Here is a 12,162-nt window from a genome sequence, read left to right on the forward strand (position 1 = left end):
GGGTGTGTGATGTCCGATTCGTTTCGCTGGGGCTTGCCGGCCCTCCGCATCCGCCTCAGCTGGTCAGGTGGCGGTAGAGTTCCGGGTCGAGCGGTTTGGCGAGCCGCAGCGTGGAAAGCGTCACGTTCACGCGGCCCTCGCCGGACGCGGTGGGTTTCGTGGTGAGCGTCGGATGGTCGAACGCGGCGACATGGCCGACGTCAGCTTGTCAGGAAGACGTGCTTGTGGTGGTATTCGAGGAATTCGTGCGACGGGGGATTCACCTTCGGCATGACGATGTGTTGCCCTTCGAATTGATATAGCCACTTTTCATTGACATCGGTGTGCGGTACCTGTCTGGAGATGCGTACCCGATAATCATCATCGACGGTCATATAACCGCGATCGAAGGCCTTGTCGTGGAATGCATTAAGCAGTAGGCCGTTGGCGGCGTTCGTCTTCTCGAATCCGGTGGAGTCCTTCCATGGCTTGATATGGCTGGCCACAAGAAGTGGTTCTAAGGAAATGCCGGTCAAGCAGCAGGAATCGTTGTAGTTCGCAACCAGTGAGTTGCGGAAATAGTTCTGATTGACGCGGGTCAGAGTGATTGTTTCCCGTTCCGAACCGAGAGGTTGCGACTGTGTGCCATGCGATGTGAATTCCGCGATGAATGTCGAAGTTACATCTTCCACTATCGAGAGCGTCTGCGTGCGCGGCTCCAGAATTGGTTGGGTTCCTTTTAGGAACTCGGCGTAATAGTGCAGGGCGGTGGCAAGCAGTGAGTCGTTTTGGGCCAGATACTCCTCCCAGATGCGTGGTTCGTACTGGCTTCCATGTCGCAGGCCGGCAATGCCTTGCGCGTGTTCATTGGGGTCGTATGTGCGGAGGTTCATCAATTTCATGTACACGGCCCCAGACGTTCGATGCAGACCTTCGGAGAGGCGTGCTATCTCCGGCGCGCTCTTGTTATTGCGCTGTCGTCGATTTAGTAGCATGTACAGTCCGAATGCCGCTAGGGTTTCCTCATAGGACCACTTTGCCCCACGAGCTCCGGTGTCGCCTCGTATATCCATGCTGCCCAGGATACGCCCGTTTGGGATGAACAGTTCTCGTTGTGCTGGGTTAAGCTATTCTTACATTTGTATACAAAACTGGTGAGAGGAGTTCGATGGTGAACGGTGTAGACATTCAAGAGAGCAACAGGAGGTTTGACTCCGGTGCCGAAGTTGCACTTGCAGATTTCCTTGACCGGTATTTTTATGCATATTTAAAAGATTACGGTTATCGATGGCAAAGGGAGCGTGGGAGAGATGATCAGCTCCTAGGTATTGATGGAAGGTTGTTCTATGGCGAAGATGTAAAAAACATAGACGAAAAAGGTGCTTTTCATTTCTTTAATAGCCATTTAAACACGTTTGCCTTTGAATTGTCGTCAATTCAACGATGTGGCGAAGTGGATGGGTGGTTTGTCAACGAGGACACCAAGACTGACTATTATCTCATAGTGTGGCCGAATGGAAGATGTAGTATTCCGGGAGGTGAGAGGGGGTGGTTGGATAGTTGCATAAGGACACGCAATAAAAGAATATTAGACTTCCGCGATTTCACTGTAGTTACTGCCATGCTTATTTCGCGGAACAAGCTTGTTGAGAAAATTGAATCGTATGGATGGGATTTGCAGCGTCTTCGGAGAAAGGCTTTTGAGATTAGACGTAATTATGCGCCTGGGGAGAAAATAAAATCAGGTGTAGATGATTTTTGTTTTATTTTTTCCCGCGATAAGAAAGATGGTGGTGATTATGGGTATGTGGAAAAGCCGATTAATCTTGTAGTTAAAAAAAGGCTCCTTCACTCTATTGCCAAGGGGGTGTATCTTATTTCTGAAGATGGAGTTGGTGTCATTAAAGATGATTTCATTCTTGAGCGTCAGGGTTTCCGTATTTATGAGAAGCGAATGAAAGAACCTAACTCATAGGTTCAATGTGAATAGTGTTTGTCTTGGGATGACGTTTGTTGGATGATAACCATACCGATACGATGAGGGATTTCTGTGACTAGGGCGTTGCCCATGCAGAAGGCTCGGTGGCCGTCGGTCATGCCGTCGTTGGTCCAGCCTTTGGGGAACATCTGGAGCTGGTCCAGTTCGTCAGGGACAAGGCGGCGAAGGTGCCCATCCTGTTCGACCACGTGCTTGGTGCGGCTGGCTCCGGCTCCGCCTTCTCCGGTCAGGATGGTGCGGCTGGGAGCGGAGGGCGAGTCCGGGAAAGCGACCGGGCCTTCGGAATACGTGTACGTGTATCCGGCTGCGGTAGTTCTTTCCTCGCGCTTTCCTCCCTTGAGATACTGCCATGACGGCAGCTTGGCGTCGTCGATCCAGAACTGTTCGGGCACCTCTGAAGCGGGAACGAGCACATCGCCGAGCGTCTTGTGCGGTCCGTCATATACGGCGTCAACGCGCATGGTCAGCACGTGGCCGTCAATCATGACACCCGCATTGCGGAACACGCTGACCTTATCGCCCTTGCCGAAGCTCTGGGTGATTTCATAGGGGTCTTCACCGATGTCGAAGCTGGCGGGCTCTTTCTCCTTCACGCTGCGGATGATGGGGAACGCCTGTGCCATGACTCCGGTCGACAACAGTTGGGTTTCCGGCTCATCCCATGAACCATTGTGCTCGGCGTAGATGTATACCCTGCGGCGTCGTTGGGGCATGCCGTACTCGGCCGCGTTCACGACGTGCCATTCGGCGTTGTATCCCAAGCGGTTAAGGCAAGAGAGAATAATCGCGAAATCGCGACCGCGTTGGCTGGCGGGGGACTTCAGCAACCGGTCCACGTTCTCCAGTAGCACGTACTTGGGGTGACGCATCTCCAAAAGCCGGTTGATGCTCCACCACAACACGCCCTTACGTCCCTCGATGCCGGCCGCAAGAGCCAAAGGCTTGGCGACGCTGTAATCCTGGCAAGGGAAGCCTCCGACGAGCATGTCGAAATCGGGAATGGTGCGTTCGCCGGCCTCGACCTCATCCAGTACCTTGGCGATGTCTTCGTTCACGCAGGAACCTTCGCCGAAGCGCTTCTCATAGCAGCGCCAAGCGAACTGCTTGGTCTTCTGCCCCATGGGTTCCCACTGGTTGGCCCACACGGTATGGAAAGGCCCGGCGGGCTTCATGTAGAAATCGTCTCCGGGATTGCCGTAGCCATCAAGTCCAAGGCGGAACCCGCCCACACCGGCGAAGAGCTCGGCGACTCTAATCTCGTTGGCCACGGCAATCCTTTCGATCCGAACATCCGTTCTATACTCTGGATGGAGTATACAAGAAATTGACTCCGAGATCAAGTTGGAGTGTCATGCCGTGGGTATGGTCCTGTGCTTCCCGCCAGATGGACAAGAGCGCAGGACCGCAGGGGGAACGCAATCAGGCAAGCATATTGTGGGCATTGATGGCTTTGATGATGTATCGTCTGTCCAGCCAAAACCCCTGCTTGGTGATTGCCTCGCCGCTGGGGAGTATGGTGATATCGGAGGCATTGCCGTTGTCTTTCCCCTTGCTCGTATGTGGGCGTAGGTGAAAGACCTTATTGAAGGTTTGACCTGGTAGTTTGTTTTTGCCGCGGACGCCATAATTGAGCCACGTCTTATGAACAAGCAGCTCATGTACGTATTCCCATGCCGGCTTGATGTACTGCTCGACATCTTCCGCCGGCATGTTCCAGAGGAATCCTCCGCGGAATACATCCTTGGATTTATCATGGCCGGCTTGGTGGGGAACGGGCGATTGGGAGACTGCAATGAGAAGTCGGTTCGTCTCGAAGAATTCCTTCAGGAAAGAATCGTCCCAACCGATGTCGGGGTCCGCCCACTGCTGCCACTGCGCATCCGTCAATGCTTTGAACGGCATGCTCTCCTTGGGCAGTCCATTCGGATACACGGTCGCGGTTTTTACCATGCTGACGTTGGCCTTGTAGAACTCCTCGGTCTTGAGGATGTTGCTTTTCTTGATGCTGAGCATCGCACGCGCAATGTTTGCATTGTACTGTTTTGCAGTCGGCTGGATTGCGAGCCCGAGTTCGGCTGCGATATCCCCGGCGGTTTTACCGATATATGGCGCGAACCGGTCTTGAAGATATCCGTTGAGGCTCTGATGCTCGGTCAAAGGCAGCTGCTGCAACTCCGAGGGCTGTGCCAGTAGTTGCCGGGCGATGGCGGTCATGTACGACGTTTTGAAGCTGAAGGCACGCTGCTTGGCGCGGATGGTAGGCGTGTCCGCACCTTCCGGCGCCGGTGCGTCCCGCAGCTGCTTCGAGTTTGCGCCTTTGGTGCATGCCGCCAGATAATTGGTGTCCGATTCACTGAGCTGATCGGCATGGCCACTGGCGACCTTCGCGCGAATGGTCTCCCAATCTTCCTTAATGGTCTCCAAATCGTTTGTCTGATATCGGAGAAGATAAGAGGCCAAGACCTTGCAGTCGATGCGTAGCTCCCGCTGCTTATCGGCGCGGTCGTCGTAGTAATAGACCAGAATGATGTTCTTCGCCTTGTCCCACATCTTCGATGACTCGAAGTCGACCTCACTGGCGAGGGCCATGTAGTTGATGATATCGATGACGAGGCGTTCCTTCGCCGAGGTCTCTTTGCTCTTCTTGATGTGCTTGAGCGGAGTCACCTTCAGCTCATAGCTGGTGTCTCCGATGCGGATATCGGGTTCGGCATCGGAATTGATGGCGTAGCCCAGAACGGATTCCTCGATGATCTGACCGAGAGAGCCTTTGTTCCCGCCTTTCAACGCCCTGCCGGTCTTATCGAGTTCGCGGAATGTCTTGTCTTTCGCCGACAACAACGAAGTCATCACTTCGTCAAGACTCGAATATTCACGTGTCTCGTTGAAATCCGATGCGGCATCATTCATGGTCGTCCCCAATCCCTTGGCTCCTTTGCGGTCAACCCATTGTATGCCCGGTGGGGCGCTGGTGGGGTATTTCGTCAGGAACCATCATGGACTGTCGCTAAAGACCCCTAATCCGCCCTGACCGCCAGCATCTTGGCGAGTCTGTCGGCCATGGCGCTGGTCTCACGCAAGCCGTCGCGGACCGTGCACATGCGGTGGTAGGCGGTGTCGATATCCACACCGTCGTTCAGCATGCCGGTCACAACGGCCGTCGGATCCATCACGTCGTCCGCGATGCGGTGCGTCTCGCGGGCGACATCGTCAAGCGTTTCGGCGCGGAACGACCACTCGCGGCCGGACGGCTCGCCGTCCACGGTTGCGCCGTCGCGTACGGACGGCGTCAGGCTACCGTTGTGTTGGTCTACTCCACCAATTCGTGTAGCTGCCGCACACTGATGACCCGCCCATGCCGTGTCATGAACGAATCATCACCGCCGTAGACCAGCACTTTTTGATTGGCATCACATCCCATCAATTCTCCTAGGGAATCCAACGTGGCGAACGCGTGGGGATCATAAGTGGAGGATGCCTTGATTTCCACGAGATACCGTATACGCCCCGCCTTTTCGACAATCAGGTCGGCTTCCTTCTGGTTGGAGTCGCGCCAATAGTAGACGTGTGGTGTCTTGCCGCGCGAGTAGTACTCCTTGACGATTTCCGAAACGACCATGTTCTCGAATAGATGCCCACGGAATGCATTGTTCGAGCGCAGGTCATCCACACTTTCCAACCCCAACAGGTGCGCGGCCAGGCCGGAATCGTAGAAGTACAGTTTCGGCGTCTTTGTCAGACGCTTGCCGAAGTTGCGGTAATACGGTTGCAGGCGGAATGTAACGAAACTCGCTTCGAGAATCGACATCCAATCACTGGAGGTGTTCGTACTGATACGGGCATCGGTGGCGAGGGAGCTGTCGGAGGTGAGTTCCCCGATGCGGTAAGCGCACAATCCGAGGAATCGCCTGAAATCGGCGAGCTTGCGCACTCCCAGTTCACCGCGCACATCACGTTCCACATAAGTGCTGACATAGGTGTCGAAGAAGCGGTTCGGAGACAGGCGGCTGGAGTATAGACGGGGGTATCCACCTCGGAGCAGCCATTCGTCGAGATTGCCGGGCTGAAGCCCTGCCTTCACGATTTCGGAATAGGTCAAAGGAAGCAGATATGTGAGCCCCACTCGTCCGGCCAGTGATTGCGAGATGGACTTCAGCAGCAAGAAGTTCTGGGAACCGGTGAGGATGAACTGCCCCGGTTCGTTGGTGGCATCGACGATGCCTTGGAGATACGAGAACAGCTCGGGAACGCGTTGTGCTTCATCAATGATCGTGTGCTTCGGGTACATGGTGAAGAACAGGCGCGGATCGTCCTCGGCGAGATGCCGAGTGTCCGTATCTTCCAGGCTGACGTATCGGAATTCCGGATGTAGCTCTCTTGCCAGCGTGGTCTTGCCGCTTTGCCTTGGGCCTGTGATGGAAACCACGGGGAATCCGGCGAGCAGTTCGTCGATCTCCGTGGCCAATGTCCTAGGTATCATTATCTTCCCGTCATCTCAACGATTATCGACTCCTACTGAGAGTTTAACATAACCTCTACTGACAGTTTGGCATAGGTCCTACTGATAATTTGGCATAAGGTCTACTGAGAATTTGACATGGAATCGTGGCTGGTTGCTTCGCTCGCATGGCGTGGGTGTCGCGGGAGGTGCCGTCGATGCGCCGAGCTTCTACTTTTACTAGCGTACTAGTAAAAGTAGAAGATGCTGCTAGACTTTTACTAGTACACTAGTAAAAGTCGGAAGTCGAGGATGAGTCAGATGAAACAGCGACAAGAGTTGAAAACCCGCCCCGCGTATCTCGACAAACTGCTCGCCGTCAAAGACAACGGGCTCATCAAAGTCATCACCGGCATGCGTCGATGCGGCAAATCATCGCTGCTCGCACTCCTTGCACAACGGCTCGTCGACGACGGCATCCCCGAGGACCATATCATCACCATCAATCTCGAATCATTCCAATACCACGCCTACAGTGCGGACCGGCTGTACCGCCGCATCGACGAACTCACGCAAGGCGACGGACGCCACTATCTCCTCCTCGACGAAGTACAACTCGTCGACGGCTGGGAACAGGCAGTCAACGCGCTACGCGTCGACAAAGACATCGACATCTACCTGACCGGATCGAACGCTCACCTGCTCTCCAGCCAACTCGCCACATTGCTGTCCGGACGCCACGTCGAAATCCGTGTATTCCCGCTGTCGTTCCGCGAATTCCTGAACTACGCTGGCATCGACGATTCCCCGGCGGCCCGTACCGCCGCATTCGAACGGTACACGCGATACGGCGGACTGCCACCCGTCGTCGACCAAGGAACGAACCAGATGCTCGCGCACACCGTCCTAAGCGGCATCTACGACACCATCCTCATGCGCGACATCGCACAATACCTGCAGATTCGCAACCCCATGGTGTTCAACGACGTGACACGATACCTCGCCGACACCGCCGGCTCACCCGTATCCATCAGCAACATCGAGCACCGGCTCAAAAGCGCGCACAGGCCCACCGCCAACGAAACCATCGAACGATACATCTCCGGATTGCTGGACGCCTTCCTGTTCTACCGTGCGCAACGCATCAACGTGAAAGGCGGCGGCTACCTGCAAGGATTGAGCAAATACTACCCAGCCGACCTCGGCATCCGGAACATGCTGCTCGGATACCCCGCTGGAGACTTCGGCTTCCTGCTCGAAAACGTCGTGCACAACGAGCTGCGCACCCGCGGATACGACGTGCAGGTCGGCAAGATGGACAATCTCGAAATCGACTTCGTCGCCACGCGCATCGGCGACGATCTCGCCCAGGAACGGCTGTTCATCCAAGTAAGTGCCAGCATCCTCGACGCGCATACGCGGGCGCGGGAACTCGAGCCGCTCCAGCGGCTGCGTCGGCTTGGGGTTGGTGGTGCTGACGGTGTTGGTGCTGGTGGCGTTGGTGTTGGCGGCGGCGTTGGTGTTGGCGGCGGGCGGCGTATCGTGCTTACGCTGGACACATTCGGGCTGGGGACGACGGACGACGGCATCGCAATCGTCAACGCACTCGACTGGCTGCTCGAACGGTAGCCGGCTGGCCTCTTGCTGGTCGAACATGAGGGATGTCGGAATTAGTTGGTGGCGCTGCGAGAATTGTAGGCTTCGGCGACGCTGTCGGTGGGGCTGGCGTTGGTGGGGCTGGTGTTGCCGGTAGCGGGGCTGGTGTTGGTGGTGGCGGGGCTGGCGTTGCCAGTGGTGGAGCTGACCGCGCTGGCGTCGGGAGTGGCGCTGGCGGTGTCTCCGCTGCCGTTGCTGCTGCCGACGACGATTTCGTCGTAGAGGCGGATGAGACGCTCCTCGCGCTTGGACTTCACAAGCTCGCACTCCCACACGTCGATCACGCGCCAGCCGGCCGCCCGGAGTTCAGCATGCTGGCGACGGTCGCGCTCGCGATTGCGCAGCAGCTTCGCCGTCCAGAACTCCACGTTCGACTTCGGCGTGCTATGCCGCGAACACCCCTCATGCGCATGCCAGAAGCACCCGTTCACAAACACGATCGTGCGCCACTTCGGCAACACCACGTCCGGATGGCCGGGGTAGCGTTTGTCGTTCTTGCGGAATCGCAGACCACGGCGGAACAGGTAGCTGCGCACCAGCACCTCGATCGACGTGTCCTTGCCACGGATATGCGACATCGTGTACGACCGGGTGCCGTGCGCATACTTCTCCGGTTGTTTCGGTTGTTTCGCACGCTTTGACCGTTCCGGTTTCTTCGGGGGTTTCGCGTTCTGCGCGTTCTGCTGGGTCTTCGCAGTCACCGTCACCACGGAATCTGAGCCTCGTCGCCCGAGAACGGATCATTCCCCGAAACCGATGCCGCTCCTGCGTCCCATCCGTTTGCGCGGGGATCATCATGGATGCCGGAAGGTGAGGGGGCGCTGGGTGCGGGTGTGGGGGTGGCGGTACCGGTGCCGGTGGGGTACGCGGGGGTGACGCTCGGGGCTGCCGTGGCGGCGCCGGCGGCTGTGGGGGCTGTGGCTGTGGAGACTGTGGCCGCAGGGGCTGGGGTGCTGCCGCGCGTCATCGCGTCGTGGGTGAGCTCGTTCAGGAACTCATCGACGTCGGCAACGTCGTACCCCTCCTTGAAACGCACCGTGTGGAACGTCTGCGCATCAAGCTCGGCCGCGGTCATCGGCCGGCCTGCCTTCATGCGGTCGACGACCTGGTCAAGGAAGTCGTCGATTTCGTCCACGTCGTAGCCTTCCTTGAACCGTACTGTCTGGAACGTCTTGTTGCGGATGTCGTCCACGCTGACCATCGTCGTTCTCCTTGTCTGTTGGGCGCTCTCGTGGAGAGCCGTCGATCCCATATCCAGCCTAGCCCCCGGTAAGCGCTGGGGAGGGGAGCGTCGGCGGGCTTTCGTGAATGGGATGCCGGGGATAGGCAGGCGGCTGGGCTGCGGCTGGCGAAACCTTATAGATCGAGAGGGCGGCTTGCAATAGAGGGCGAGAGGGCGGCTCGCAATAGAGCGAGAGGGCAGCTCGCATGGCCTCGAACGGTCTTGCAAGGGCCGTGGTGGGCGAACCTGTAGAACGAGAGGGCGAACCTGCATGGTTCGCCGCCGGATGTGTATGGTTCGAGGGCGAACCTGTATGGTCTGGGGCGGAATGTGTAGTCTTTGGTGGCGAACGTGTAGGGTGGCTTGCTGAAGAGCGGCCGTTGGTGGACCGTTCGCCTAATCAAAAACCGCGTGATTCCAATGATTGTTGATTGTGGCCGAACCTTCGGGAAGGCTGTCTTCACGGGGTGGGCACGCAGAAACGCCATCAATTCATACAGGTTGCGTGCTGAATCCTACATATTGCATGCTGAACTATACAGATTGCTTGTCAAACCATACAGATGTTGCTCAGAACCATACACATTCCGGCGGAGGGGGCGGTCTGATAGGAGCTTGCTCCCGTCTGTCGAGACGGAATGGGGGTCCGTATCTGGGAATACGGGAAACCACCCTCAGTCCCGCTTCGCGGGACAGCTCCCGCCAGCGGGAGCGAGCGGTGCGTTCGGAACAGATGGAGCAGCGGGGAACCCGTGAGGGACAGCTCCCGCCAGCGGGAGCGAGGCGATGCTGCGAGGGCGTGCGCCCTGAGTGGAAACCATTCGCTCCCGCCAGCGGGGAGCGAGGCGATGCTGTTCAGGTCGGGTTGCGGCCGCGGCTTGTTGGAGAGACGGCTTCCGCCAATGCTGTCGGCATCGGCAGGGGAGCGAGCGGGGCATGCCAAGGCGGCCACGTATGCGGCGGTCCGGCCCCCCTCCGGATTGCCCCATGCATGGCCGTCGTAGCGTGCTATATCGCCGGCGTCACATGGTTTCGCGCATGTTGAGATAGGCGGCGATGTCCCCCGGCATTACGGCACGGTCGGCGTAGATGCGACGGGACGCCGCGTCGGCGGTGAAGTCGACGTCACGTCGCACCACGACGAATCCGAGCTTGTCGGCGATCAGGCAGGAAGCGTAGTTACGCGCGAGGGACGCGAGGAAAATAGGCAACGCGGCATCGTAACTCGCGGCGACCTTCTGCGCACTTGCCGCGAGATACGAGCCGTATCCGCGATGCCACAAGCGCGGCGGAATGTAGTAGCGCATGCTCAGGATGTCGCCGGTGCGGCGGATGCCTCCTGCGCCGAGGAATCGGCCGGTGGGGTTGTCGCGCATCACCCAGTAGCCGATGCCCTGATGCGCCCAGTCGTCGAGCCAATATTCCAGCAGCGCGCGTGTCTGGTCGAGGCTGGTGTGGCGGTGATTCGGCGCGTTCCACCAGGTGCGTGGATCGGCGAACAAGGCGTGAAGATCGGCGAGGTCATCCATCGTCGGTGCGGAGAGATGCGGCCCTCGTTTGCGCCCGGTATGTCGTTGGGTGTGTCCTTCGGGGCGTCGGGTGTTCGTGGCGTGCGGTGCCGCGTTTGTGCCGCCGTTGACGGTCGTGGGTCGTCGATGCGTGGATCGGTGAACGGCGCGCCGCGTGGAGTGACGTTCGTCGGCGGAATCGCCGGATCGGTGATTGAAGGTTGTCGTGTCGCTGGCTTCGGAGCCGGTATCGCATGACATGGTATGGAATACTCCTTTCCCCCTTCTTGCCCCCGAAAGTAGGGGGTAAATATGTCGGGCGATACCCCCTATTCACCATGTGGTCGTACTGATGCGTGTATCGATGTGCGGGTTTCCGCGAAACTCGCTTAAACAATGGGATACGACCGTATTTGTGCTCATGTGTTCCCTCGGCAAAGCCGGGGTGCGCAAAGAAGAAAAGGGGGTAGGGGGGGTGGTTCAATAGGGGGGTGATTAGACGGGTGATCAGGCGGGGAGGCTCTGTCGGGCTTTGAAGGTGCAGGGGAGAATCCCGTGCCGGGGATTCTTCGCATGGCGTGCCGCTATTCTGGGGATTATGGGCGCATGCGAATCCGGGTGTGCGCCGGAACATGCACCGGACGGACGCCAAGGAGAGCATCATGATTCTCGTCACCACAACACCGTCGGTCGAAGGGTATGCGATCACGAACTATCAGGGCATCGTGTTCGGCGAGGTCGTCGCCGGCGTGAACATGTTCCGGGACATCGGCGCCGGGCTGCGCAACATGTTCGGCGGGCGCAGCAAGGGGTATGAGGAGGAACTGACGAGCGCGCGCAACGAGGCGATCGCCGAGATGCAGCAGCGTGCGGAAGCACTCGGGGCCCATGCCGTCGTCGGCGTGGACATCGACTACGAAGTGCTCGGCACCGACGGCTCCATGCTCATGGTCACCGCCTCCGGCACCGCCGTACAGATCGCACGCGCACGGGTGAAGGGATATTGATGGCTTTCTGGACGGGGGTGGTCGCGTATCGCGGCCACCCTCAGTCATGCTTCGCATGACAGCTCCCGCCGGCGGGAGCGAAATGATCCACGCCACACCGATGACATGCGCGGATAAGACCCACGTTTCTTTACTTAACCCGCATTGCCCGGGCACGTTTGACCATTAGCCTGCAAAGCAAAAGGGCTGGAACCTTTCGGTTCCAGCCCTTTCTTGCTGGTGCGAGTGGGGGGAGTTGAACCCCCACGAGCATACACTCACTGCCACCTGAAGACAGCGCGTCTACCATTCCGCCACACTCGCAGACAAGTGGATAACTTAGCACTGCTCCCGCGCGAGACGCAAATTGAGCG

Annotated in this window: 10 protein-coding genes, 1 tRNA gene and 2 pseudogenes; 3 read left to right on the top strand and 10 right to left on the bottom strand. The window is 57.9% G+C overall.

Annotated elements, in window-relative coordinates:
• Positions 1-200: 200 nt before the first annotated feature.
• A complete protein-coding gene (locus BSTEL_RS08440; RefSeq protein WP_051922987.1) occupies positions 201-1,052 on the bottom strand; it encodes an HNH endonuclease in 852 nt (283 codons plus the stop codon).
• Positions 1,053-1,147: 95 nt separating this feature from the next.
• On the opposite strand from BSTEL_RS08440, the gene BSTEL_RS12200 reads away from it, so the two are divergent.
• On the top strand, positions 1,148-1,954 hold the full coding sequence (locus BSTEL_RS12200; RefSeq protein ID WP_156963244.1) for a hypothetical protein: 807 nt from the start codon (positions 1,148-1,150) through the stop codon (positions 1,952-1,954).
• A 2-nt stretch (positions 1,955-1,956) separates the two neighbouring features.
• Here the strand turns inward: BSTEL_RS12200 and dcm are convergent, their stop codons facing one another.
• From dcm to BSTEL_RS08460, 4 genes are all read right to left on the bottom strand, one after another.
• Positions 1,957-3,246, bottom strand: coding sequence for a DNA (cytosine-5-)-methyltransferase (gene dcm, locus BSTEL_RS08445; RefSeq protein WP_034529529.1), 1,290 nt, complete (start codon positions 3,244-3,246; stop codon positions 1,957-1,959).
• 151 nt (positions 3,247-3,397) lie between these two features.
• Positions 3,398-4,888, bottom strand: coding sequence for a Sau3AI family type II restriction endonuclease (locus BSTEL_RS08450; protein WP_034529530.1), 1,491 nt, complete (start codon positions 4,886-4,888; stop codon positions 3,398-3,400).
• Between the two features lie 107 nt (positions 4,889-4,995).
• The gene (locus tag BSTEL_RS08455) at positions 4,996-5,241 is read right to left on the bottom strand and encodes a hypothetical protein (protein ID WP_034529532.1); all 246 of its coding nucleotides are present in this window, start codon (positions 5,239-5,241) and stop codon (positions 4,996-4,998) included.
• Between the two features lie 47 nt (positions 5,242-5,288).
• On the bottom strand, positions 5,289-6,443 hold the full coding sequence (locus BSTEL_RS08460) for an ATP-binding protein (protein WP_238567677.1): 1,155 nt from the start codon (positions 6,441-6,443) through the stop codon (positions 5,289-5,291).
• 294 nt (positions 6,444-6,737) lie between these two features.
• Here BSTEL_RS08460 and BSTEL_RS08465 point away from each other — a divergent pair, with 294 nt between their 5' ends.
• A complete protein-coding gene (locus tag BSTEL_RS08465; RefSeq protein ID WP_034529537.1) occupies positions 6,738-8,045 on the top strand; it encodes an ATP-binding protein in 1,308 nt (435 codons plus the stop codon).
• A gap of 212 nt (positions 8,046-8,257) precedes the next feature.
• Here BSTEL_RS08465 and BSTEL_RS11515 read toward each other — a convergent pair.
• The 4 genes and pseudogenes from BSTEL_RS11515 to BSTEL_RS11525 all read right to left on the bottom strand — a co-directional run.
• Positions 8,258-8,650 (bottom strand): annotated as a pseudogene (locus BSTEL_RS11515) (very short patch repair endonuclease); the annotation flags it as partial.
• A gap of 125 nt (positions 8,651-8,775) precedes the next feature.
• Positions 8,776-9,165, bottom strand: coding sequence for a DivIVA domain-containing protein (locus tag BSTEL_RS12805; protein ID WP_420796405.1), 390 nt, complete (start codon positions 9,163-9,165; stop codon positions 8,776-8,778).
• Positions 9,166-9,170: 5 nt separating this feature from the next.
• Positions 9,171-9,273 (bottom strand): annotated as a pseudogene (locus tag BSTEL_RS13045) (DivIVA domain-containing protein); the annotation flags it as partial.
• Between the two features lie 1,043 nt (positions 9,274-10,316).
• Positions 10,317-11,063: a GNAT family N-acetyltransferase gene (locus tag BSTEL_RS11525; protein ID WP_051922990.1), complete on the bottom strand. Its 747-nt coding sequence runs from the start codon at positions 11,061-11,063 to the stop codon at positions 10,317-10,319.
• Positions 11,064-11,464: 401 nt separating this feature from the next.
• Between BSTEL_RS11525 and BSTEL_RS08485 the strand changes: the two genes are divergently transcribed.
• Positions 11,465-11,809 (top strand): putative heavy metal-binding protein, encoded by a 345-nt coding sequence (locus BSTEL_RS08485; protein WP_034529539.1) that lies wholly within the window; start codon positions 11,465-11,467, stop codon positions 11,807-11,809.
• Between the two features lie 217 nt (positions 11,810-12,026).
• On the opposite strand, the gene BSTEL_RS08490 is transcribed toward BSTEL_RS08485, so the two are convergent.
• Positions 12,027-12,112 (bottom strand) — tRNA-Leu (locus BSTEL_RS08490).
• Between the last annotated feature and the right edge of the window lie 50 nt (positions 12,113-12,162).

This window comes from Bifidobacterium stellenboschense (assembly GCF_000741785.1).
Taxonomy (GTDB): Bacteria; Actinomycetota; Actinomycetes; order Actinomycetales; family Bifidobacteriaceae; genus Bifidobacterium; species Bifidobacterium stellenboschense.

What these genes read in the sequence shown, in the direction of transcription:
- BSTEL_RS08440 (WP_051922987.1), bottom strand. Translation starts at nt 1,052, where the DNA reads ATGGATATACGAGGCGACACCGGAGCTCGTGGGGCAAAGTGGTCCTAT.
- BSTEL_RS12200 (WP_156963244.1), top strand. Translation starts at nt 1,148, where the DNA reads ATGGTGAACGGTGTAGACATTCAAGAGAGCAACAGGAGGTTTGACTCC.
- BSTEL_RS08450 (WP_034529530.1), bottom strand. Translation starts at nt 4,888, where the DNA reads ATGAATGATGCCGCATCGGATTTCAACGAGACACGTGAATATTCGAGT.
- BSTEL_RS08465 (WP_034529537.1), top strand. Translation starts at nt 6,738, where the DNA reads ATGAAACAGCGACAAGAGTTGAAAACCCGCCCCGCGTATCTCGACAAA.
- BSTEL_RS12805 (WP_420796405.1), bottom strand. Translation starts at nt 9,165, where the DNA reads ATGAAGGCAGGCCGGCCGATGACCGCGGCCGAGCTTGATGCGCAGACG.
- BSTEL_RS11525 (WP_051922990.1), bottom strand. Translation starts at nt 11,063, where the DNA reads ATGTCATGCGATACCGGCTCCGAAGCCAGCGACACGACAACCTTCAAT.
- BSTEL_RS08485 (WP_034529539.1), top strand. Translation starts at nt 11,465, where the DNA reads ATGATTCTCGTCACCACAACACCGTCGGTCGAAGGGTATGCGATCACG.